Consider the following 21,496-nt stretch of genomic DNA (forward strand, 5'->3'; position numbering starts at 1 on the left):
CCCACCGCTCTCGTCGCAATTGCTGAAAGATGGTGGGCACGGCGCGATGCGCCTTTGCCCACCCTACAGAGCTGCCGAATTCCTTCGCCTCTCCCCGCGTGCGGGGAGAGGCCCGTAGCCCGGATGGAGCACAGCGCAATCCGGGGCGGTCTTGCCGTCTGCACGAATCCCGGATTTCGCTGCGCTCCATCCGGGCTACAAGATCACGCCTCCGCCATTCCAGCCGCCCACAGCGCGAACGCATACACAATCGCGACTTCATCCAGCCGATCGAACCGCCCCGATGCGCCGCCGTGGCCCGCGCCCATGTTGGTCCGCAGGAGAACCGGGCCGCCGCCGCTCATCGTCGCGCGCAGGCGCGCGATCCATTTCGCGGGCTCCCAATAGGTCACGCGCGGATCGGTCAGGCCGCCCATCGCCAAAATCGCCGGATACTCCTTCGCCGCGACATTGTCGTAGGGCGAATACGACAGTATGGTGCGAAAATCCTTTTCGCTCTCGATCGGGTTGCCCCATTCCGGCCATTCCGGCGGCGTCAGCGGCAGTGTGTCGTCGAGCATGGTGTTGAGCACGTCGACGAACGGCACTTCGGCGACGATGCCCGCGAACAGCTCGCCGGCGCGGTTTGCCACCGCGCCCATCAGCATGCCGCCGGCCGAGCCGCCATGGCCGACGATGCGTTTTGCGCTGGTGTATTTCGCATCGATCAGTGCGCGGGCGCTGGCGGCGAAATCGTCGAACGAGTTGGTCTTCTTCTCGCGCTTGCCGTCGAGATACCAGCCCCAGCCCTTGTCGGCGCCGCCGCGGATATGGGCGATGGCGTAGACAAAACCGCGGTCGACCAGCGAGAGGCGGTTGGCGTTGAACGAGGCCGGCATCGCCATGCCGTAGGAGCCGTAGCCGTAGAGCAGCAGCGGCGCCGAGCCGTCGAGCTTCAGCCCGCGGCGATAGAGGATCGACACCGGCACCTCGGCGCCGTCATGCGCCTTGGCCATGATGCGCGTGGTGACATAGTCGGCCGCATCGTGGCCGGACGGGATTTCCTGGCGCTTGCGCAAGGTGCGCGTACGCTTGACCATGTCGTAATCGTAGACTTCCGACGGCGTCGTCATCGACGAATAGGCGAAGCGCAAATTCGTCGTCTCGAATTCGTAGGAGCCCATCGTATCGAGCGAATAGGCCGCCTCGTCGAAGGCGATGGCGTGCTCGTTCCTGGTCGCGAGATCGCGGATCACGACCGACGGCAGCGCATTGGCGCGCTCCAGCCGCACCAGATGGCCGGCATAGAGATCGAGGTCGATGATGTAGACGCCGGGACGATACGGGATCAGGTCGCGCCAGTTCTTGCGCTCGGGTGCGCCAAGCGGCGCGGTGACGATCTTGAAATCGATGGCGTCGTCGGCATTGGTGAGGATGAAGAGCTCTTCGCCACGGTCGGCCAGCGAATATTGCACGCCGTCCTCGCGCGCCGCGACCAGCCGCGGCGGCGCTTCGGGGTGAGCGAGATCGATCAGCCGCTGCTCCGAGGTCTCGTGATCGCCGCCCGCGATCACGCAGAAGCGGCCGCTGGTGCTCTCATGCAGATGGGTGAACCAGCCGGAATCCTGCTCCTCGTAGACGAGCGTGTCGTCGGCCTGCCTGGTGCCGAGCTTGTGCTGCCACACCTGCATCGGGCGATGGTTGTCGTCGAGCTTCACATAGAAGAAGCTCTTGCAGTCCTTGCTCCAGACGATGCCGCCGTCGGTTTCCTCGACCAAATCGTCAAGATCCTTGCCCGTGGCCCAGTCGCGGACGCGGATGGAAAAATATTCCGAGCCCTTGGTGTCCGCGCTCCAGGCTTGCAGCTTGTGATCGTTCGAGTGGCGGCTGCCGCCGAACTTGAAATATTTGTGGTCTTTCGCGAGCGCATCGCCGTCGAGCACGATATGGCCCTCGCCGCCGTCGCGCGGCATGCGGCCGAACAATTCGTGCTGCCCGCCCTCGCGAAACCTGCGGAAATAGGCGAACGGCCCGTCGGGCGAGGGCACGCTGGAATCGTCCTCCTTGATCCGTCCGCGCATCTCGCGCACCAGCGTCTTCTGTAGGGACGAGGTGTGGCCGAGCAGGCTCTCGGTGTAGCCGTTCTCTTCATCGAGATATTTGCGGATGTCGGGATCGAGCACGGCGGGATCGCGCAGCACCTCCTGCCATTTCTCGTCCTTCAGCCAGGCATAATCGTCGGTCACGGTGATGCCGTGCCGCGTGAAGGAATGCGGCCGGCGCGGGGCGACGGGGGGCTGGGAAGGTCTCTTGGCTTGTGTCACTCGGTCCTCATCATCTCGTACTCGCGCTGCGCTCCCTCTTTACCTCTCCCCGTAAGAACGGGGAGAGGGAGAAGAAAGGCGCGCCGCATCGCTCGCCGTGTTCCACCTTATATCGTCCCGATTCCGCGAATTGCCAGCGCCGCTGCGCCAAGGACTGCGCCAAGTCGCCGGGTTGTTGATCGCCCCCTTGTATGCTTTAGGGGCGATATCCCCGCCGCCGGTCCAGCCTGATGCTGTTCAATTCCTACCCGTTCATCCTGCTGTTCCTGCCGGCCGTGCTGGCCGGCTATTTCTGGCTCGGGCGGCGCAGCAATCTGGCGCCGGTGATCTGGCTGGCGCTGGCCTCGCTCGCCTTCTACGCCATCGGCAGCTGGCAGTTCGTGGCCCTGCTGCTGATCTCGATCGCCTTCAACTACGGCGTCGGCTATCTCCTGATCGCGGCGGAGCTCGCCCCAGTGCAACGAAAGGCGGCGCTCGCGCTCGGCGTCGTCGGCGACCTCCTCGTGCTCGGCATCTTCAAATATGCCGGCTTCGTCGCCGAGAACATCAATGCGCTCGCCGGCATGCATGTCGCGGTCCACATCCTGCTGCCGGTCGGCATCTCCTTCTACACCTTCACGCAGATCGCGTTCCTGGTGGATGCGTATCGTGGCCAGGTCGCGCGTTACGCCTTGCCGCACTATGCGCTGTTTGTGACGTATTTTCCGCACCTGATCGCGGGGCCGATCCTCCACCACAAGGACATGATCCCGCAATTCGAGCGGAAGGAGACCAAGTATCCGGACGCGCACCTGATCCTGTGCGGAATCGTCATCTTCGCGATCGGCCTGTTCAAGAAGACCTGCCTTGCCGACGGCATCCAGCCCCTGGTGGCGCTCGCCTTCGAGGCGCGCTCGCCGAGCTTTGATCAGGCCTGGTGCGGTGCGCTCGCCTACACGTTCCAGCTCTATTTCGACTTCTCCGGCTACTCCGACATGGCGATCGGGATATCGCTGATGTTCGGCATCTTCCTGCCGGTGAATTTCAATTCGCCCTACAAGGCCACCAGCATCGTCGAGTTCTGGCGCCGCTGGCACATGACCTTGTCGCAGTTCCTGCGCGACTATCTCTACATCTCGCTCGGCGGCAATCGCCGCGGCCGCGTGCTGCGCTACGTCAATCTGATGATCACGATGCTGCTCGGCGGGCTCTGGCACGGCGCGGCCTGGACTTTTGTCGCCTGGGGCGCGCTGCATGGCGCTTATCTCTGCGTCAATCATGCCTTCAACGCGCTGGTGCCCAACGTCCCGACGTTGCTCGTGCGCCCGGTCCGCATCGTCGGAGCCGTGCTGACGTTCCTCGCCGTCGTCGTGGCCTGGGTTTTCTTCCGCGCCGAGAGCGTTACTTGGGCACTGCGCGTGCTCCACGCGATGGCCGATCCGTCGAATATCGTCCTCGGCCGCGAGGAGGTCGCCGCCTTGGTTCTGGTGTCGATCTACGGCGCGCTGGTGTGGCTGGTGCCGAACACGCAAGGAATCATGGGATACGATCACGACAACCGCAGGGTCGGCGAGGCCCTGCCAGCAGGGCGGATGCGGCCGCTGTTTCTCTACGGCGCGTCGCTGGTGCTCGCTCTCGGGATTCTCGGCATCCAGAGCCACAGCGAATTCATCTATTTCCGGTTCTGATGCAGGGCAATTTCACACATCTGAGACGTCTTCTGCTCGCCAGCATCGCCTGCGTGCTGGGCGCGGCGGTGCTCACCTATCTCGTCGATCCCCTGCAATTGTTTCGCCCGTCGCGACTGGCCTTCTATTCCGACGATACGCGCGTGCAGAATGCCGGGCTGATCCGCAGCCAGTCGTTCGACACCGCCTTCATGGGCACCTCGCTCGCGATCCATTTCCGCCAGAGCGACATCGATCGCGCGCTCGGCATCCACTCGCTCAAACTGGCGATGACCGGGTCCAATTCGCGCCAGCAGGGCTTTGTGCTGGAGCGGGCGATCGAGCGCGGTGCCCGGCGCGTGATCTGGGCGATGGACGATTTCATCTTTGTCGATGCGGCCGATATCGAGGCCGATCCCTTTCTGTCCGTCGATCTCTATCGCCAGACAACGAAGGGCATCGCGTCCTATCTGTTCAGCGCCGCGATGGCGAAGGAATCCCTGTTCGCGCTGCTGCGGTCGATCCCGCCGCTGCGACAGCCGCTGACCCGTGCGGCACCGTTTCTGCCTGTCAAGTTCGCGCTGTCCGACGTCGACGACATCTACGCGCTGCCGCGCGATTTCGACGTCGCGCGTGACTACAATGCGAGGAAGACGCTTGCCTCGTTCGCCTACATCACGAGCCCCATACGCAGCCGCTTCCTCGGCGAAGGCTATGGCTACGACGCCATGCTCCGGCATTTCGAACGCGACGCCGTCGGCTTGATCACGCGTCATCCGGACGTGACCTTCGACATCTACTTGCCGCCCTATTCGATCCTGCAGTTCGTGGCGATGCGTGATGCCTCGCCTGCGACGCTGAAGATCGTCACCGACCTCACCGCGCGCATCGCCGAGCGGCTGACGCAGCTTCCGAATGTGCGTCTGTACGATTTCCGCGCGATCAGGGCGGTGACGCACGATCTCGATAACTACAGCGACGTCATCCACCATTCGCCGGCGGTGGACGCGATGGTGCTGAAATGGCTGGCGAGCGGAGAGTATCGCGTCGATCCTGAGGCGCCGCTCGCGTCGCTGGATGCGCTGAAGGCGCAGATCGAGGCGTATCGCGTGGAGCGCTGACCTTACCCTCTCCCCTTGCGGGAGAGGGTGGCTCGCCGCGCAGCGGCGAGACGGGTGAGGGGTATCTATCCGCGCGTACAACTCTCGCAGTGAAGTTTGCGGAGAGAAACCCCTCATCCGGCGCCATAGCCGAAGCTTCGCTTCGGCGTTCCTAAGAACGGCGGCCGAAGGCCGCCTACGCCACCTTCTCCCACAAGGGGAGAAGGAAGAAAGAAGCCGTGCGTTCGCAGGAACGACGGAGGTGCTTGTGGCTTACCGCTACACCGCCACCTGCTCGCCGAGATACGCGACCGCGGCTTCCAGCCCGCCCTTGCCGTGCGGGATCTTCAGCGCATTCAGCCCGATCTCGACCACCCCCAACGTGCCGAGCAGCATCGGCGCATTGACGTGGCCCATATGGGCGATGCGGAAGGCTTGTCCCGAGAGATCGCCGATGCCGGTGCCGAGCACGACGCCGCACTTGTCCTTGCAATAGCGTTGCAGCAGCGCCGGATCGTGGCCATTGCTCATGGTCACCGTGGTCACGGTGTTGGAGCGCTCGCTCGCCTCCGCGACGTTGAAGCCGAGCACCTGGCCTTCCGACCAGGCGGAGACGGCGCGGCGCGCGGCTTCGCCGAGCAGGCTGTGGCGGCGGAATGCGTTTTCGAGCCCTTCCTCGTGCAGCAGGTCGATCGCCTTGCGCAGCGCGAACAACAGATGCACCGGCGCGGTGCCGGCATATTTGCGATAATTCTCGCTGCCCTCGCGCTCGCTCCAGCTCCAATAGGGCGTCGACATGTTGGCCTTCTTCTGCACCTCGAGTGCGCGCGCGTTCGCCGCGACGAAGCCGAGGCCGGGCGGCGTCATCAGGCCCTTCTGCGAGCCGGACATCGCGACGTCGATGCCCCATTTGTCCATCTCGAACGGCATGCAGCCGAGCGAGGCGACAGTGTCCACCATATACAGCGCGGGATGGCCGCTCGCCTTGATCGCCTTGCCGATCGCCTCGATGTCGTTCTGCACGCCCGAGGCCGTGTCGACCTGGACGACGACGACGGCCTTGATGGTGTGCTCCTTGTCGCGGCGCAGGCGCTCTTCGACCTCGTGCGGCCGCACCGCGCGGCGCCAGTCGCCCTTGAGCACCTCGACCTCGGCGCCCATCAGGGCGGCGGCGTTGCCCCAGCCGATCGCGAAGCGCCCGCTCTCCAGCACCAGCACCTTGTCGCCGCGCGACAGCACGTTGCTCAGCGCGGCTTCCCAGGCGCCATGGCCGTTGGCGATGTAGATGTAGGACTTGCCCTTGGTCGCGAACAGCTTCGAGATGTCTGCGAGAAGTGTATCGGTCAGCTCGTGCATCTCTTTGGAGTAGATGTCGATCGCCGGACGATGCATCGCCTGCAGCACCTCGTCGGGCATCGTGGTGGGCCCGGGGATGGCCAGAAATTCCCGGCCCGCGCGAACGGTCATTGCTGTTGGTCCTTGTTGCTTGAGAACAGGCTGGTGGGTCGCTGACTCACGTTCTACGCGCGGTGGAAGCCCAAGAAAAGCACGCAAAACGCAGGTCTGGGGTGGTTTTTGCTTCGAGCATGGTCTTGTCGGAAAACCGCCTCACACTTTTCCGGACCATGCACTTATCTCTTGGTCTCGCGGCAACCGGCGGCTTCGGCTTCTTCCACCGAGCAGAACCAGCGGGTGCCCTTGCTGATCTTCATCTTGATCTGGGTGTACCAGCGGCTGGTCGGCTGGTGATAGATGCACTCGCCGGCGGTGTTGACGTTGCCCTTGATGGTGCAGTCCGGCGAGGGCGCGACCGGCCCGGAGGCCGAGGCGAGCAGCACCGCATGCGCGCCCTCGGGCGGCTTGGTGGCGCCCAGGATGGTGGTCTTCTTGTTGCGGACGCGCCAGTCCCACGGCGCGATGAAGGCGCCCTGCCACATGCCGGCCTTTGCCTCGCGCGCGGCGGCCTCGTCGGGTTCGTAGTCGTGAGAGACGCGGGTGTAGGCGAGTGCCCAGCCGCTGCGCACCAGCCATTTCTGGATGTCCTCGCCGCCGACCTCGCAGCGCGCCACGGTGCGGCCGCGCCGGTCGATCGCGCGGGCGTGGCAGACCCAGCTCTTGCCTTCGGTGTATTTGGCGAGCTCATCGCGCGCCGCGATGCCGCAGGTCCAGCGTTCGGTTTTTGTATTGAGGCAGAGCTGGTCGACCGCGGGCGCGTCGATGCCGCCGAGCCGGACCCGCGTGTTCCCGATCAGGACGGAATCGCCGGAGCGGACCTTTGCGGTGCCGGTGATGTCGGCGGCCTCGGCCAGCGAGGGGATGGCGAGCAAAGACAGCGCAATCAGGAATTTTCGCAACATGCCGGTCCGCGTGTGAGGAAAATCTCGATAGACGTCGCAATTGTGGTCGGCTTTTGGCCGCCCGGCCAGCGCCTGCCCAACGATTGAGCTTTCAACTTCCCGTCATTTTGCGACGGCCCCGTAGGGTGGGCAAAGCGACTTGTCCGCCGTAGCTCGGCGAGCGAAGGCGGAAGCGTGCCCACCATGGCTAGCGTCGCGAGGAATGGTGGGCACGGCGCGCGAAGAGCGCGCCTTTGCCCACCCTACGAGACCTACCCCCGCGCCATCGCGCGCTTCGCCACGGCCAGCCCCATCAGCACGAAGGCCGACGTCACCTCGGGACCACCGACCAGAATCCGCGTCGGCGTCTTCATCTTGTTCCATTCATAGGCGCGGAACGGGCCGCGGCGGCCGCCTTCGCCGAGGCTCGCGACGATCACGTTCAGCGCCGGCGCGAAGGCGCGCGGGTCGGCGCCGAGATGGCCGAGCGCGATCAGCGCCAGCGCCGCGTCGAACACGTTCATCTCCGCGGCCATCAGCTCGCCCTTGACGTAGGAGAGCACGCGATGGCGGATGAAATCGAAATCGCCGTCGGGGTCGATCACGGCCTGCGCCGCCAGCGGCAGCGCCAGGAAGGCCGCATAGCACCGGCCGAAATAGGCGCTGTAGAGCTCAGGCAGATAATAGATGTGCGAGCGCGGATTGGCGAAGGCGCCGCTGGCGGCGAGCCGCTTCTGAAAGCCGATGATCCGATGCACGGTGGCCAGCCGCGCCGGCGTCTCCAAAATCTTCCAGCGCGCGAGGTTGCGGAAGCTGACCTCGAGAATGTCGAGATTGAGCGTCGGATCGAGATCGTTGCCGTAGGGCCGCTCGCCTTTGAGATTGTCGATCCAGGTCGCGACGCCGCCCTCGTAGTCGATGTTGTCGTTGAGCGGCACGGTCACGCGCGGTTCGTTGACGCCGGCGAGCACCTGATAGCCCGAATAGAAGTCCAGCAGCGGCTGGTCGATGATCGGATCGGTGCAGCCGGCTTGCGTCGCTGCCGAGATCGAGCACGCCGTGGTGTCGCAATCCGGCACGTAGACGCCGAAGCCGAGGTCCTGCTTGATCTGGGCGAAGAAGCGGGAGAAGCGCGGATGCGGCGCCGGCGCGAGCGCGGTGATGACGTTGAAGCGTGTGCCGTCGATACCCTCGACCTCTTCGCGGCTGATGTTGACGCAGAAATCGACCATGTCGGCGATCGCACGCTCGGTTGCAATCTTGTCGGCCGGCGAGGCGAGCCCGGTCTCGACATAGCTCAGCAGCGCCTCGATGAAGAACGCGTCGTAATAGGCCGAGCGGTGTCGGATCTGCACCGGCTCCCACATCGGCTCGGCAATGCCGCTCCAGGGCGGATTGACGACGGCCGCTGCCTGTGAGCGCGCGATGAAGACGCGGGCGAGGTTGAACAGCAGCGAGGAGTTCTTGTAGCCGCGCGCGTTCAGCCCCGTCAGCGCCATGGTCAGCTCGCGCCCACGGACATCGGGGTCGCCGATCAGGTTGAAGGCGGCATAGGTCGGCAGGAAGCCGTTCTTGCGGTACGAGCCGAGCAGATGCTGCGCGCAGTCGCGGATCACGCCGTCGATCTGCGCTTGTTGCGGCGCCAGGCCGGTGAATATCGCCGGCGGCGGCTTTGGATGGTCGAGCGCGATGCTGTCGACGAGATCGGCGACAGGCTGGCCGACCGCCGCCCAGTCGGGCTCGGCGTCGTCGCGTGCCCGCACCAGTGCCGTGCGAAGCCGGGTCAGCTTCGCCTCGTCGCGCAACTCGGGCAGCCCGGCGCGGCGGAGCAGGATCCGCAATGCGGGATTGCCGAGCGCGGTCTTGTAGAACTTGGCCAGATGCGGATCGCCGCTGGCTGGGCCCGACAATACGGGATCGCAGACGTCGTAAAGCGAGGGGCCGTCTTTTCGCGCCGTCAGCGCCCGGCAGGCGGCGCCGGCAAAATAATGAAAGCTCATGAAATACCTGGTCGCGGGGCTTTGGCCGGGGGCCGGCCGGCGCGCTCCCATCTGCGCGCCACCCCCTCCAAGTCTTTGAAAAAGCTACCCGGATTCGCGGGAAATTCAAATGTGATGGCGGTCACGGAAAAATCCGGCACGGGAGCTGCTTGATTAAGGCCGTTACAAGGGGCTCGCGACGAAAAAACGTGCAAATTCTGCTCGGAGGATTAACTAATATCTTCAGTCACTTAGCTCAAATTTTGGGCGATCTATTGCCGGGGAGGAGATATCCGGTTAAGGCTTTGTTTGGTGCGGCGCCGCAAATTGCGCGCAGTTCGGGGGGACATCCCCGGCCAATCCCTCAAACCTGAAGCCACCATCGCGCTACTCAAACATTGTGCGCGCGCTTGGCTGGTCTTTGGCACAGGAACGAACCGAGATGAATGTAAGGCAGCTCGAGCTTTCCAGACGCACGATTGCGGTGGCCGCAGCCCTCATCGGCACGGTGTCGCTCGTGATCGGCGCCCGTGCTGCCCTCAACATGCGCGCGATCGATGCCGCCAAGGCCGTGGCGACCGACGAGGTCACCGGCTCGATCGGCCAGTCGTCCCGCCTCGCCCTCGTCATCGGCAATGGACATTATCCCGACGCCAGCGCGCCGCTGACGCAGTCGATCAACGACGCCCGCGCGCTGTCCTCGTCGCTCCGCAAGAACGGCTTTGACGTCGATATGGTGGAAGACGCGACCAAGGACGACATGGTCCGCGCCGTCAACCGCCTGAAGTCCCGGATCAAGCGCGACACCGTCGTCATGCTGTTCTTCGGCGGCTACGGCGTGCAGGCCGGCCGCGAGAGCTACATGCTGCCGGTCGATGCGGTGATCTGGAAGGAAAGCGACGTCCGCCGCCAGGGCGTGTCCATCGACGGCGTGCTCGACATGATGAAGGAGCAGGGCGCCAAGGCCAAGCTCGTCGTCGTCGACGCCTCCCGCCGGAACCCCTACGAGCGCCGCTTCCGCTCCTATAGCCACGGCCTCGCGCCGATCAGCGCGACGGACAACGCGTTGATCCTTTCCTCGGCTTCGCCCGGCAAGGTCGTCGACGACGGCAAGGGCGAGTACAGCGTGCTGGTCGGCGAGTTCCTCACCAACCTCAATGCCCAGGGCAGCGCCGAAAGCGTCTTCAACAAGACCCGCGTCGCCATCTCCCGCGCCTCGGAAGGCGACCAGGTCCCGACCATCTCCTCCTCGCTGCTCGAGGACGTCCATTTCGGCGAAGCAGCCGGCGGCTAGCCGCAAATCGTAGGGTGGGCAAAGGCGCAAAGCGCCGTGCCCATCATCTTTCCGAGATTTCGACAGAAGACGTGGGCACGCTTCCGCCTTCGCTCGCCGAGCTACGGCGGACAAGTCGCTTTGCCCGCCCTACGGTATGCGTGTGTAACGCACCTCTGCCCCCACATCGTCATTGCGAGCGCAGCGAAGCAATCCAGGGTCTCTCCGCGGAAAGATTCTGGATTGCTTCGCTTCGCTCGCAATGACGGTTGAGGCGAGACTTACTTCGCGGCTTCCGTGGCCATCACCGGGCGCACCGGATCGCCTTCGCGCAGGATCGCGCCGGCGCGGGCGACGACGATATCGCCTTCGTTGAGGCCATCGCGAACCTCGATATTTCCGCCCGACATCAGCCCGATCTCGACCCGCTTGGTCTCGACGCGGTTGCGGCGGATCACCTGCACCACGGTGCCGGCGGTGGAATACTGCACCGAGGTCAGGGGCACCGCGACGTTGCAGCTCTGCCCGGTCTTGATCAGCGCGCGCCCGCTCGCGTTCAGCAGCAGCCGCTTCTGCGAGGAGATGCCGATATAGACCATGCCCTGCTGGATGTTCGGCTCGACGGTCGGTCCGATGCGGCGCACCTTGCCGTCGAGGTCGCCCGCGCCGGCAATGCGAACGGTCGCCTGCTGGCCGACCGCGAGCTTCCGAATATCGGTGGTCGCGACCAGGCCGACGAGATCATATTCGCTGCGCGCCACGATCGTGAACAGCGCCTCGCCCTTGGCCGAGGCGAGGTTGCCGATCTGCGCGGTCGACGTCGCGATCACGCCCGCCACGGGGGCGGTGACCTGAAGCGTGCCGCCCTCGGGCAGCGCCAGCCGCGCCAGCACCTGGCCGGCCGTGGTGGTGTCGCCGGCTTCCGCCAGCACGTCCGTGACCTTCAGGCCGGGACGTTCCGGCCGTACGGAGGTCTCCTCGCGCGCGATGATCGTGCCGGTGGCCTCGACGATGTCGGAGAAGCAGGATTTTGCGACCTTCAGCACCGTGACCGCGGGCCCCTTGGGCGCGTCGTCATCGGCGGCGCGGGCGGGCTGAGCGGACAGCAGAACCAGTCCGGCGAGAGCGACGAGTTTTTGGGAAAAGGAACGCGCAGGCAATGGACGCATCGGTCATTCCGGTTGGGGCCTTGACGGCCTCATCGTTAGCAGAAGCAGCCGCGGCGGACCATGGGCCGGCCGGATGAGAATGCCACAGCGCAGGCGGCGCGATGCCCCTTGGTAGATTAGTCGTGGCATAAGCGAAGAGGTTCGCCGGTGGTTGCCGCCCGACAAACTCGTCATGCCCGGGCTTGTCCCGGGCATCCACGTTCTTCGCGCCGCGGGCAAGGCGTGGATGGCCGGGTCAAGCCCGGCCATGACGCTGTGGAGGCACTGGATCCCTCACGGCAGCGTCAAGAACTCCACCCAGTTCGGCTTCTTGCCGGTGGGATAGGATTTCAGCTTGGCGAGCGCGCCGCTGCTCTGGTCGATCGCATAGACCGTCATGCTGTCGGAGAGCTCGCCGACCGCGACGAGGTAACGCCCCGACGGATCAATGTGGAAGCCGCGCGGCTGCTTCTCCGTCGGCACGCTGCCGATCGAGGTCAGCTTGCCGCTTGTTGCGTCGACCTTGTAGCCGGCGAGCGTATGGGTGGTGCGCTCGGAGGCGTAGAGGAAGCGGCCGTCCGGGGTGATGTGGATGTCGGCGGCCCAGGGCTTGCCAGTAAAGCCTTCTGGCAGCGCGGTGGTGCGCTGGATCTCGTCCCATGCGCCGCTCTTGGCCTCATAGCTGAACGCCGCGACGTCGCCGTTCAGTTCATGGATGAGATAGACGAACTTGCCGTTGGGATGGAACACGAAGTGCCGCGGTCCCGATTTCTCCGGCACCTTGGTCACCGGCGGATCGCTCGGCGCCAGCGTGCCCGCGACTGCATCGAACGCGAAGGTCAGCACCTGATCCGAACCGAGATTGGTCGCGAACACGAAGCGGTTGTCGGGCGAGGGCAGGAAGGCGTGCGCATTCAGCCCGGTCGGAATCACCTGCTTCGGCTCGCCGGCGACGCCGTTCGGGCTGAGCGGATTCAGCGCGACCTTGTTGCCGCCATAGGAGGCGCTGAACAGGAATTTGCCAGTGCCGTCGACGGCGATGTTCGCCATGCTGTCGGCGAGCGGCCCGTTGCCGATAGGGCTGAGCTGGCCCGTTTTGGGATCGATCGCAAAGCTCACCGCGAGGAATGGCTGCGAGCGCACGCCGGCAATCAGCACGCGGTGGTCGGGCGTGATCGCGAGCGGTGTCGAGGAGCCGGGCTTGTCGACGCCGGTGAAGGCGGCGGTCTGCACCGGTGTCATCTCGCCGCTCTCGGCCAGCTTGAACACGCTGATGTCGTTGCTGTCGGCGTTGCCGACATAGGCGAAGGTCTCGGCCATGCCGGGGCGGACTCCTGAAACGAGGGTGAGGAAGGCGAGGGTGGTGGCGATCGCAGCGCGTGGCGCGATGCGGCGTGTCGGTCTCGGCATGGGGCTCCTCCTTACAGCGTTACGGCCTTGTCGTTTTGTCCGGAGGATAGCGGGAGCCGTGCCGCCGTACCAAGTTCCGGTTGAAGATCGATCGATGCCGAAATTGTATCGGTCGCGCGGTGGCTACCGCACTGCGGCCGTCTGGCTGCGGGAGAGCAGATGCGGGCCGGACGCAGTGTTGGGTGCCCCGAGCAGGCCCCACACGGCCACCGCCAGCAGCGCGCAGGTCAAAATGGTCCAGGCGACCAATCGTTTCCGCATCAAGCCAAGTCCATCCGTTGTTTGAAACCCCGGGGCCCGCACATGATCGTGCACTGCAAACGGCGACGATCCTATGAACTCGTTCACAGGCACAACATCGCATCGGCATTGCGAACCAATGCCGCGGGAGTGCATTGACCCATATGCCGCGTGAAAACGACCTCGAAGGCAAGCCCGACATGGGCGGCAAGCATGGCGGCCAGAAAGGCCAGCCCAAGCCGCCGCCGCGCCCGCGCGAGGGTCCGCGCGATGAGGACGTCGTGGCAAAGCGCCACACCGGCCAAACCGATCGCACGCCGCCGCCGACCAAACAAAAATAGCGCTGTATTTCGCGCCGGGAACATCAGCCTCGCCTTGCCGTTATGCTGATCCCGCAAGCGGACGAGGTCGAACCGGAGGCTGGCACGTGTTTTGGATCTATTGGAACACCGCTTGGTCGCTCATCATCAGCGGCATCATGTTCACCACCATCGTCACCCATCCCGACGCCGAGTTCGCCGAGATCCGGGCGGCAAAGCAGGCGAAGTGAGCCCGCGCGCCTGAGGCCCGACCTCCGGGGCTATGAACCGTTCGCGGGCAGCGATGGCTGGTCCGCCGGCGGCGTCGAAGACGGCTTTCGCGCCGCTCTGCTCGCGCGCTTCCTAACCGTGGGCGCCGGCAAGGTCGCCTGAAGGGCTGCGTCAGCCGCTTGTTTGGCTTCGCGCGCCTCTCGAAGCCGCGCCATGTTCTTGCGAATCTCGATCGACTGCCTTTCGACGTCTGCCAGTGCAAGTGCTCCCTCTTCGGCGGCGAGGCGCCTGCGATTGGAGCGCGCGATGCTTTCGGGTGACAGCTCGGCGGGTTTCCTGGCACTCATGCTTCACTCCGTTGTGCAACCGGCAAAACCCGCTCGATCCGGGGATCGAACGGGCTGGCGCGCGACAATCGCGCGAACGCCTTCAACTCGGTCGATGTCTTTGGAAAAGGTGCCCGCGGGCGCATTCAACAAGGCACAGCGGTTGATCGAACGCCCTCGATATATGTCTCGTTCGATTTTCTGCAAGGACGGCAAGGCCGATTTGGCTCGGCCAGGCAGCTCCGGCGCCTCGATCGAGAGGCTTCACACGATCCGGTCGAGGTGCAGCCAAGGCTTTATCGATTGACAGGGCTGCACTGGAGTGGTCACGTGCCAGCGCGAAGTTGCATCGCTGTGACAAGCGCATCGACTTGTCCGAAGCTGGCGACGAATGTCGCAGCGCTATCCTCAAAATTCGCAATGAAGCTCCTGCGCAATTGGCTGCCATGCAGGGCGTGTCGCATTTGCAGCCCCAAGCGAGGAGGAAGATCGATTGCAGGTACTCGTCAGAGACAACAATATCGAGCAGGCACTCCGTGTTCTCAAGAAGAAGATGCAACGCGAGGGCGTCTTCCGCGAAATGAAACAGCGGCGTTCCTACGAAAAGCCCTCGGAGAGAAAGACTCGCGAGAAATCCGAGGCCGTTCGACGCGCCCGCAAGCTCGCGCGAAAGCAGGCAATCCGCGAAGGATTGCTGCCCGCGCCGCCGAAGAAGAAGCCGTTTGAGCGCAAGCCGCCCCTGCCGGATGTCAAGGCCCGGGTCCCTATAGCCTGAAGTCGATGCCTCGCAGCACGATGCCGGGCGGCGTGCCTTCGAACTCCGTCGCGCGATATTTGCTTGCCGCGCGTGCTTCGATGCGATCCCGCAGGCGCGTGAACTGGGCTTCACGTTGCTCGGGCCTGACCTGCGGGCTGGGCTCGAGGTAGTCCATCGCCGAGGTCGAGATTGCGCAAGGAATCTCCCTGGCGCCGTCATGCATCGAGAACCGAACGATCATCCGATCGTATTCGTGGCCGATAAAGCGGCCGCTGGTCAATGTCATGGCTTACTCCGTCACCTGATTGCTTCTTGGCATGATTGTCCCTCAAATCATCGCCGCCCGATTCCCGGTTGGCCGGAGCAAGGCGCGCGTCGAGACTGCAGGCGGTCGTCGTTTGCCTCAGTCATCCCCCGACAGCCGGACGAAATCGTCCAACAGCGCCGCCACCAGCGCGCGGTGGCGTGTGTCCTCGGCGGGCAGGCTCGCAGCATAGAGGTTGAGCAGATGGCGCGCCTTCACCGCCGCTTCCGGCCAGGACGTGGCGGGCACCGTCATCATGCGGTTCTCGAGATCGGCCTCGCGCTCGCGCAGCTCCCTGACATTGGCCTCGACCTCCGCCAGCGCGCGGCGCAGGTCGGTCGCCTTCTGCGCAGCCATGCCGCGGTGCTTGTCGAGATCGACGGTGCGGTCAGTCATTCGCCACGCTCGCGTCTGCGGCCTGCGCGTTCGCAAGATCGACCGAGCCGATCGACAGCATCTCCATGGTTCCGCGGGGGCCTTCGGCGGGCACGGTGATCATCGTGGCAACGCGGCGATAGGCCGCGAAGGTCAGGCCCTCGATCGCCTCCTCGTCAGTGACGACCTCATAGGCGCCGGCTGGCAACATGCGCTCGACGCCGCGGATGCGGAACGGATGCCTGAAGGTGACGGTTTCACGCCGCGAGCGGATGGTCATGCACGCCTGCCTTTCGCAAGTGAAGCCCCAACCGGTGCCGGCCGTCACGACCATGCGCGCTCGCCGCAGCAATAGCCAGTACTATCGTCGCCGGGCCGGCAAGCGACGATGTCACAGCAGCCATTGTTTCCGCAGCATTTTAACCCTCGCTATTGGCTCGGTGCGGGCGTAGGGTCGCTGCCATCACCGCACGTCTCAACGGCTTCGACCGGTGACTGAGGGGCACGTGTGCTCCCGCCGAAGGCTTCGCAGGAGCGTTCGATGGCGTGCGTTCGCATCGCGGATCGGATCGTGCCGCCGGTGATGGTTCCGCGGTTTCTTCTGCTTCTCGTCGGCGCGGCCGCCATCTTCAATGGCTAGGGCAACAATTGTGCCGTATCTGGTCAGCGGGACCAACGAATACGGCAGCTCCAATCTCGGTCGCGGCAAGGCGACGTTCGCGCTGCGCCTCGCTCGAAAACTGCTGCGCGAAGGCTACATGGACATCAGGGTCTGCACCCCTCGTGGACGGCTGCTGCAATCGGATGAGCTCGACGAGCTCGAACCAACGGAGAGCGACATGGCAAAGGGCCAGCAACGCGGTAATCGCGAAACCAAGAAGCCGAAGAAGGAAAAATCCAAGGTGATCGCGGCGGCGCCGAGCCGCAAGGAAGCCGCCTGGCAACCGGATTTCGGACCGGCGAAGAAGAAGTAGCGAGGCGTCGGCGAGGGATGGGGTGACTGGCCGCGCTAAGCGGCCACCGCCTGCGCCGACAACAGCTGCCTCAGCTTCGCCGCCGGCACGGCGGGGCTGAACAGCCAGCCCTGCATCTGGCTGCATCCGAGCTGCCGCAGCACCTCGCGCTGGGCCTCGGTCTCGACGCCTTCGGCCGTCGTCGCCATGTGGCGGGCGGCCGCCATGTGCACCACCGCCTGCACGATCGGAGAGGAATCCTCGGACTGGCCGATGTCGCTGATGAAGCTGCGGTCGATCTTGATCTTGTCGAACGGGAAGCGGTGCAGATAGCTCAGCGACGAATAGCCGGTGCCGAAATCGTCGAGCGCGATGCGCACGCCGAGCTCGCGCAGCTGCTGGAGGATCGTCAGCGCCTCCTCGTCGTCGCGGATGAGCACGGTCTCGGTGACCTCGAGCTCGAGCCGTCCGGGCGCAAGTCCTGACTCCGCGAGCGCGGCTGCAACCTTGAGCGCCAGCGTCCTGGCGCGGAACTGCACCGGCGAGACGTTGACCGCGACATGGATATCGCCGGGCCAGCTCGCCGCCTCGGTGCAGGCCTGCTTCAGCACCCATTCGCCGATCTCGCCGATCAGCCCGGTCTCTTCCGCGACCGGAATGAAGTCGGCGGGCGAGATCATGCCGCGCTCGGGATGGCGCCAGCGCAGAAGCGCCTCGCAGCCGTTGACCACATTGGCCGCGAGATCGACCAGCGGCTGGTAATGCACCTCGAACTCGCCGCGGGCGAGGGCCTGGCGCAGGTCGAGCTCGAGCTGGCGGCGCAGCCGCGCCTTGGCGTCGTATTCGGGCACGAAGAGGCGGAAGGTGCGGCGGCCCTCGGACTTCGCTGCATACATCGCGAGATCGGCGCGCTTGAGCAGGTCGTCGAGATTGTCGCCGTGATCCGGCGCGATCGCGATGCCGATGCTGGCATCGGTCGGGATCTCCTGGCCCTTGCAGTCCACGGGCGTACGCAGCGCTTTGAGGATGTTTTCCGCCAGCGCCGTCAGCTCGGCCCGGTCGCTGGTGCCGGCCTTGACGATGGCGAATTCGTCGCCGCCGAGCCGCGCAACGAGGTCGTTGCCGCTGACGCAGGCGCGCAGGCGGTTGGCGACCTGGCGGAGCAGCTCGTCGCCGACCTCGTGGCCGAGCGAATCGTTGACGCCCTTGAACTCGTCGACGTCGATGTAAAGGATCGCGAACGGCTGGCCCTGGGCAAGCTCCGCGATGCGGCGCTCCAGATGGCCGCGCATCAGCACGCGGTTGGGCAGGTCGGTCAGCGCGTCGTAATGCGCCATATGCGCGATGCGCTCGTCGGCGCGGATGCGTTCGGTGACGTCGTCGTGGGTCGCGAGCCAGCCGCCGGCAGCACCGGGCTGGTTCTTGATCTCGATCAGGCGGCCGTCCGCGGTCTCGACGACGGCGCTCTGGGTTCGCCCGGTATTGCTCAGAATGTCGTCGCAATAGGACGCGACGTCACCGTGGAACGAGCCGGTGTCATGGCGATGCTGGATCACGTCGCGGAAATAGGCGCCGGGCTTCACCACGTCGGCCGACAGCCCGTACATCTCGATGTAGCGCCGGTTGCAGACGATCAGCCGCTCGTCCTGGTCGAACATCAACAGGCCTTGCGTCATGGTGTTCATCGCGGTGTCGAGCTGCTGCTTCTCCGCGGCGAGCCTGCGCGTCATCTGGCGGAAGATCAGGAACAGCGTGAGCACGAGCAGGCCGATCGACAGCACGGCGACGGCGACGAAGAATTTTGTCTGCGTCCGCCAGGTCGCCAGCGTCGCGTCCAGCGATTTGGTCGCGACCACGACCAGCGGCTCGCCGGTCAGGAGGCGCGCGGCGACGATGCGGTCCTTGCCGTCGATCGGGCTGGCGAGCTGCGTCGTGACGAAGGTGCGCTCGAACACCGCCATCTGCTCGCGCGTGCCGTTGCGAAAATTCTGTCCGATCATCGCGTCGACATGCGGAACGCGCGCGAGCAGCTGGCCATTCTGGTGGTGCATCGCGATCGAGGATTCCTCGCCGAGCCCCGCCGAGGCGAAGAAGGATTCGAGCTGCTCCGGCGAAATGGCCCGCGACACCATGCCGAGGAATTCGCCGTGGGGACCGGAGACGCGCCGCGCGAACACGATCGCAGCTCCGTTGCCGAACCGGCCGGGCACGACCTCGATCTCTTCCTGCGAGGCCGGATCGTTCCTGAGGCGATTGAAATAGCCGCGGTCGGCGACCGAAATATCGGCGACCGGCCAGCGCCGCGACGAGTTGATCAGCACGCCGTTGGAATCGAACACGTTGGCGCCGGCAACGTCGGACCAGCCGCTGGCTTTGGCGCGCAGCACCTCGTGCATGGCCAGCGTGGCCATCTCGCTGCGGAAGATATCGGCGGATGTGATGCCGTGGCTCTCGAGCTCGGCGATGACGCTCTTCTGGAGCACCGCAAAGTCGGCGAATTCGCGGTCGAAATGCCGGGCGAGCATGCGCACGGAGTTTTCCAGGCTGTCGCGGCCACTCTCGATTGCATTTTGCCGGAAACGATCGACGGTGAGCGCGGTGCCGATGGCCATCGCGACCATCAGCACGAAGCCGCCGGCGATCAGCCACGTCAGCGGCGCGCCCTGCCAACGGCGGAGCAACGCGCGCATGCGCGTGGTCCATCGGATTGATGTGCCCATCCAGCCCTCCCGTGGGATGCAAGATGCAGCAAAACCGACAAGAGCCCGTTACCAGTAAGGGTTAGGAAAACATGAATCGGAACGGAATCAGAGGGTTGGTTTTCCCTCGGTCGGCGGGAGTTCCGCAGGCTGGATTTACGCTGACGCGATTCCGGGGATCACCGGCGGATTTCCCACTTCAAGGCTTCCGCATTCTTCTTGGCGAACGTCTCGGGCACGTCAAACTTTCCGGTCTCGAGATCATAGCGGCAACGCCAGCCGCCCAGTCCCTTCATGGCGACGTTCTTGGGATGGTTGTCATATTCGCCCGACAGCGAGATCACGAGGTAGCGGTTGTTGGGCCAGTCCATGCCGAGCGAGCGATAGGCCTCTTCCGTACCCTCCATGAGATTGGCCGAGATATGGAAGTCGAGCTTGGCGAACCTCTTCGTCTCCGGCCGGCCGTAGAAATAGGCCCAGGCGAGATCGCTGAGCGGCTTCTTCGTCGCGCTCGCGAAGGCGCCCTTCTCGACATGGTAGAGATAGAGGTCCTGCTCGCCCGAGCCGGTCTTCTGCATCCGCACCAGCCATTGCGAGTCGCCGGTGAAGCGGAAGCCGGCCCCGTAGCCCTGCTCGGGCTTCAGCTCCGTCATCTGCTCGCCGCGGCGAGCCCAGACCTGCCATTTGACGTCCCAATCCCCGTCGTCCTTCATGTACTGCTCGATCCTGGTGGCGCCATCGGGCGAGGTGAAGGCGAGGCCGGCATTGTTGGTGAGGATGTAGTCCGGCGGCGGGCCGGATGCGGCGAGCGCCGGAGAGGCGGCCAGTGTCAGGACAAGCGCCAGCCATGGTGCGGGACGGCAAAATGCGGTCACGGAAAAAAATCCTCGAGAAATGACCGCGATGCGGCCTCGGTGATTTGACGCCGTCGGTGCCCCGCCGGTTCATGCCGGGCGTGCCGGAACGAAAGGTGCATCATCCCAATGATCGACTTGCTGACGCAGCCAAATCGGCGCAATTTGCCGGCCTCGGTTGATTTGCGACCCAAGGGTTCATTGTCTGATGATCACCGCTTCCAAGGCCTTCATTGCATTCTGCCTGCTCGCGGTGGGCGGCACCCTGCTGGTGATCGGTCCCACCGAGCTGCGCCGCCTGCTGCCGGGCGGCGCGCAGACCGAGATCGCCGTCGCCGCCAAGCCGGAGGCAAAGCCCGAAGCCAAAGCGGAGACCAAGCCAGAGCCGAAGCTGGACGAGCCAAAGCTCGCCGCCGCGCCATCGGCGCCCCCGGCCTCCGCGCCGAAGGTCGATGCGCTGGCCGAGACGCAGAAGCAGGCCACGGCGCTGGCCGATCTCGTGCCGGCCAAGCCGCCGGCGGCCACGACCGATGCTGGCCCGCGGTTCGACGTCGCGCGCGTCGACGATCACGGCGAGGCGGCGGTGATCGCGGGTCGGGCCGCGCCGGGTGCACAGGTCGAGCTGCTGCGCGACGGCAGGCCGCTCGATACGGTTGTCGCCGATGCCTCGGGCCAGTTCGTGATGACCCCGCCGCAGCTTCCCGCCGGCTCCTATGAGCTGACCCTGCGGGCGAAAGCGCCTGACGGTACCGTGACGCAGTCGGGCCGCAGCATGCCGGTGACCATCGCCGAAGCCGCGCCGCCGCCCGCGCGCCCGGCACCGGCCGCGAAGCAGGAGCTGAAGCAGGCCGAGAAGTCCGACGACAAGTCTGATGTCGTGGCATCCCTGCCGTCGGCATCGGCGCGCCAGGCATCGGCGCATGACAGGCCCACGGTTCAGCCGAGATTTATCGGTGCACCGAAACCCAGGGTGATGGCGCGAGCGCCCGCGGCCACGACCGTTGCATCGGCGTCGCCGGCGGACGCCATCAGCGGCGCACCGGCCGAAGCGGGCGGCAACCGGGTGATCTCCCGCGGCGACAGCCTGTGGGCGCTCAGCAGGCTCGCTTACGGTGACGGCGCCCGCTACGCGGTGATCTACAACGCCAACCGGGGCAAGATCCACAACCCCAACCTGATCTATCCCGGCCAGACTTTTGTGGTGCCGCGGAAGGCGGATTGAGGTCGCATCGGCAACGCCGGTGCGCGTTGCGACGCTTTGCC

At 65.1% G+C, this 21,496-nt stretch carries 21 protein-coding genes; 8 read left to right on the forward strand and 13 right to left on the reverse strand.

Annotation, left to right across the window (positions count from 1 at the left end; all coding sequences use genetic code 11):
• Positions 1–203: 203 nt before the first annotated feature.
• Complete coding sequence (locus tag AB7290_RS02515) at positions 204–2,303, reverse strand: S9 family peptidase (protein WP_354080951.1); 2,100 nt, start codon at positions 2,301–2,303, stop codon at positions 204–206.
• A 230-nt stretch (positions 2,304–2,533) separates the two neighbouring features.
• Here AB7290_RS02515 and AB7290_RS02520 point away from each other — a divergent pair, with 230 nt between their 5' ends.
• Positions 2,534–3,970 carry an MBOAT family O-acyltransferase gene (locus AB7290_RS02520; protein ID WP_085403691.1) on the forward strand — a complete coding sequence of 479 codons (1,437 nt, stop codon included), beginning with the start codon at positions 2,534–2,536 and terminating at the stop codon, positions 3,968–3,970.
• On the forward strand, positions 3,970–5,070 hold the full coding sequence (locus AB7290_RS02525) for a hypothetical protein (RefSeq protein WP_085403690.1): 1,101 nt from the start codon (positions 3,970–3,972) through the stop codon (positions 5,068–5,070). Before AB7290_RS02520 ends, AB7290_RS02525 begins: the two co-directional genes overlap by 1 nt.
• A gap of 258 nt (positions 5,071–5,328) precedes the next feature.
• On the opposite strand, the gene AB7290_RS02530 is transcribed toward AB7290_RS02525, so the two are convergent.
• The 3 genes from AB7290_RS02530 to AB7290_RS02540 form a co-directional block, all read right to left on the reverse strand.
• Entirely contained in the window at positions 5,329–6,516 is a 1,188-nt protein-coding gene (locus tag AB7290_RS02530) for a pyridoxal-phosphate-dependent aminotransferase family protein (RefSeq protein WP_063980480.1), read from the reverse strand.
• A 164-nt stretch (positions 6,517–6,680) separates the two neighbouring features.
• Positions 6,681–7,406 (reverse strand): thermonuclease family protein, encoded by a 726-nt coding sequence (locus AB7290_RS02535; RefSeq protein ID WP_085403671.1) that lies wholly within the window; start codon positions 7,404–7,406, stop codon positions 6,681–6,683.
• Positions 7,407–7,657: 251 nt separating this feature from the next.
• Positions 7,658–9,385, reverse strand: coding sequence for a hypothetical protein (locus AB7290_RS02540; RefSeq protein ID WP_085403670.1), 1,728 nt, complete (start codon positions 9,383–9,385; stop codon positions 7,658–7,660).
• Between the two features lie 421 nt (positions 9,386–9,806).
• Between AB7290_RS02540 and AB7290_RS02545 the strand changes: the two genes are divergently transcribed.
• On the forward strand, positions 9,807–10,658 hold the full coding sequence (locus tag AB7290_RS02545) for a caspase family protein (RefSeq protein ID WP_085403669.1): 852 nt from the start codon (positions 9,807–9,809) through the stop codon (positions 10,656–10,658).
• A 260-nt stretch (positions 10,659–10,918) separates the two neighbouring features.
• Here AB7290_RS02545 and AB7290_RS02550 read toward each other — a convergent pair whose 3' ends face one another.
• The 3 genes from AB7290_RS02550 to AB7290_RS02560 all read right to left on the reverse strand — a co-directional run bounded on the left by AB7290_RS02550 (position 10,919) and on the right by AB7290_RS02560 (position 13,456).
• Positions 10,919–11,806, reverse strand: a complete 888-nt coding sequence (locus AB7290_RS02550; RefSeq protein ID WP_085403668.1) for an efflux RND transporter periplasmic adaptor subunit — start codon at positions 11,804–11,806, stop codon at positions 10,919–10,921.
• A 273-nt stretch (positions 11,807–12,079) separates the two neighbouring features.
• Positions 12,080–13,195 carry a lactonase family protein gene (locus AB7290_RS02555; protein ID WP_085403667.1) on the reverse strand — a complete coding sequence of 372 codons (1,116 nt, stop codon included), beginning with the start codon at positions 13,193–13,195 and terminating at the stop codon, positions 12,080–12,082.
• A gap of 123 nt (positions 13,196–13,318) precedes the next feature.
• On the reverse strand, positions 13,319–13,456 hold the full coding sequence (locus tag AB7290_RS02560) for a hypothetical protein (RefSeq protein ID WP_161495889.1): 138 nt from the start codon (positions 13,454–13,456) through the stop codon (positions 13,319–13,321).
• Between the two features lie 143 nt (positions 13,457–13,599).
• Here AB7290_RS02560 and AB7290_RS02565 point away from each other — a divergent pair, with 143 nt between their 5' ends.
• The gene (locus tag AB7290_RS02565) at positions 13,600–13,776 is read left to right on the forward strand and encodes a hypothetical protein (RefSeq protein ID WP_155794778.1); all 177 of its coding nucleotides are present in this window, start codon (positions 13,600–13,602) and stop codon (positions 13,774–13,776) included.
• A gap of 86 nt (positions 13,777–13,862) precedes the next feature.
• On the forward strand, positions 13,863–13,985 hold the full coding sequence (locus tag AB7290_RS02570) for a hypothetical protein (protein WP_256376446.1): 123 nt from the start codon (positions 13,863–13,865) through the stop codon (positions 13,983–13,985).
• Positions 13,986–14,015: 30 nt separating this feature from the next.
• On the opposite strand, the gene AB7290_RS02575 is transcribed toward AB7290_RS02570, so the two are convergent.
• Positions 14,016–14,312 (reverse strand): transcriptional regulator, encoded by a 297-nt coding sequence (locus AB7290_RS02575; protein ID WP_085403665.1) that lies wholly within the window; start codon positions 14,310–14,312, stop codon positions 14,016–14,018.
• Positions 14,313–14,784: 472 nt separating this feature from the next.
• Between AB7290_RS02575 and rpsU the strand changes: the two genes are divergently transcribed.
• Positions 14,785–15,066, forward strand: a complete 282-nt coding sequence (rpsU, locus tag AB7290_RS02580; protein WP_063980487.1) for a 30S ribosomal protein S21 — start codon at positions 14,785–14,787, stop codon at positions 15,064–15,066.
• Here rpsU and AB7290_RS02585 read toward each other — a convergent pair.
• From AB7290_RS02585 to AB7290_RS02595, 3 genes are all read right to left on the reverse strand, one after another.
• Positions 15,056–15,334 carry a DUF1488 domain-containing protein gene (locus AB7290_RS02585; RefSeq protein WP_028149308.1) on the reverse strand — a complete coding sequence of 93 codons (279 nt, stop codon included), beginning with the start codon at positions 15,332–15,334 and terminating at the stop codon, positions 15,056–15,058. The two genes, rpsU and AB7290_RS02585, sit on opposite strands and share 11 nt — an antisense overlap.
• A 117-nt stretch (positions 15,335–15,451) precedes the next feature.
• Positions 15,452–15,748 (reverse strand): hypothetical protein, encoded by a 297-nt coding sequence (locus tag AB7290_RS02590; protein ID WP_028149307.1) that lies wholly within the window; start codon positions 15,746–15,748, stop codon positions 15,452–15,454.
• Positions 15,741–16,007, reverse strand: coding sequence for a hypothetical protein (locus tag AB7290_RS02595; protein WP_085403708.1), 267 nt, complete (start codon positions 16,005–16,007; stop codon positions 15,741–15,743). The genes AB7290_RS02590 and AB7290_RS02595 overlap by 8 nt, the downstream gene beginning before the upstream one ends.
• A 370-nt stretch (positions 16,008–16,377) precedes the next feature.
• Between AB7290_RS02595 and AB7290_RS02600 the strand changes: the two genes are divergently transcribed.
• Positions 16,378–16,701, forward strand: coding sequence for a hypothetical protein (locus tag AB7290_RS02600; protein WP_085403663.1), 324 nt, complete (start codon positions 16,378–16,380; stop codon positions 16,699–16,701).
• Positions 16,702–16,736: 35 nt separating this feature from the next.
• Here the strand turns inward: AB7290_RS02600 and AB7290_RS02605 are convergent, their stop codons facing one another.
• Positions 16,737–19,400 (reverse strand): bifunctional diguanylate cyclase/phosphodiesterase, encoded by a 2,664-nt coding sequence (locus AB7290_RS02605; protein ID WP_085403662.1) that lies wholly within the window; start codon positions 19,398–19,400, stop codon positions 16,737–16,739.
• A gap of 158 nt (positions 19,401–19,558) precedes the next feature.
• Entirely contained in the window at positions 19,559–20,254 is a 696-nt protein-coding gene (locus AB7290_RS02610) for a hypothetical protein (protein WP_085403661.1), read from the reverse strand.
• Between the two features lie 187 nt (positions 20,255–20,441).
• Between AB7290_RS02610 and AB7290_RS02615 the strand changes: the two genes are divergently transcribed.
• Positions 20,442–21,455 (forward strand): LysM peptidoglycan-binding domain-containing protein, encoded by a 1,014-nt coding sequence (locus AB7290_RS02615; protein WP_441253353.1) that lies wholly within the window; start codon positions 20,442–20,444, stop codon positions 21,453–21,455.
• Positions 21,456–21,496 lie beyond the last annotated feature (41 nt).

The organism is Bradyrhizobium sp. 613_E4_N2_2, from assembly GCF_052075995.1.
GTDB lineage: Bacteria > Pseudomonadota > Alphaproteobacteria > Rhizobiales > Xanthobacteraceae > Bradyrhizobium > Bradyrhizobium barranii.

Excerpts from the sequence above, each read along its gene's own strand:
- AB7290_RS02520 (WP_085403691.1), top strand. The coding sequence starts at position 2,534 with ATGCTGTTCAATTCCTACCCGTTCATCCTGCTGTTCCTGCCGGCCGTG.
- AB7290_RS02525 (WP_085403690.1), top strand. The coding sequence starts at position 3,970 with ATGCAGGGCAATTTCACACATCTGAGACGTCTTCTGCTCGCCAGCATC.
- AB7290_RS02530 (WP_063980480.1), bottom strand. The coding sequence starts at position 6,516 with ATGACCGTTCGCGCGGGCCGGGAATTTCTGGCCATCCCCGGGCCCACC.
- AB7290_RS02535 (WP_085403671.1), bottom strand. The coding sequence starts at position 7,406 with ATGTTGCGAAAATTCCTGATTGCGCTGTCTTTGCTCGCCATCCCCTCG.
- AB7290_RS02540 (WP_085403670.1), bottom strand. The coding sequence starts at position 9,385 with ATGAGCTTTCATTATTTTGCCGGCGCCGCCTGCCGGGCGCTGACGGCG.
- AB7290_RS02545 (WP_085403669.1), top strand. The coding sequence starts at position 9,807 with ATGAATGTAAGGCAGCTCGAGCTTTCCAGACGCACGATTGCGGTGGCC.
- AB7290_RS02550 (WP_085403668.1), bottom strand. The coding sequence starts at position 11,806 with ATGCGTCCATTGCCTGCGCGTTCCTTTTCCCAAAAACTCGTCGCTCTC.
- AB7290_RS02555 (WP_085403667.1), bottom strand. The coding sequence starts at position 13,195 with ATGCCGAGACCGACACGCCGCATCGCGCCACGCGCTGCGATCGCCACC.
- AB7290_RS02560 (WP_161495889.1), bottom strand. The coding sequence starts at position 13,456 with ATGCGGAAACGATTGGTCGCCTGGACCATTTTGACCTGCGCGCTGCTG.
- AB7290_RS02565 (WP_155794778.1), top strand. The coding sequence starts at position 13,600 with ATGCCGCGTGAAAACGACCTCGAAGGCAAGCCCGACATGGGCGGCAAG.
- AB7290_RS02575 (WP_085403665.1), bottom strand. The coding sequence starts at position 14,312 with ATGAGTGCCAGGAAACCCGCCGAGCTGTCACCCGAAAGCATCGCGCGC.
- AB7290_RS02585 (WP_028149308.1), bottom strand. The coding sequence starts at position 15,334 with ATGACATTGACCAGCGGCCGCTTTATCGGCCACGAATACGATCGGATG.
- AB7290_RS02590 (WP_028149307.1), bottom strand. The coding sequence starts at position 15,748 with ATGACTGACCGCACCGTCGATCTCGACAAGCACCGCGGCATGGCTGCG.
- AB7290_RS02595 (WP_085403708.1), bottom strand. The coding sequence starts at position 16,007 with ATGACCATCCGCTCGCGGCGTGAAACCGTCACCTTCAGGCATCCGTTC.
- AB7290_RS02605 (WP_085403662.1), bottom strand. The coding sequence starts at position 19,400 with ATGGGCACATCAATCCGATGGACCACGCGCATGCGCGCGTTGCTCCGC.
- AB7290_RS02615 (WP_441253353.1), top strand. The coding sequence starts at position 20,442 with ATGATCACCGCTTCCAAGGCCTTCATTGCATTCTGCCTGCTCGCGGTG.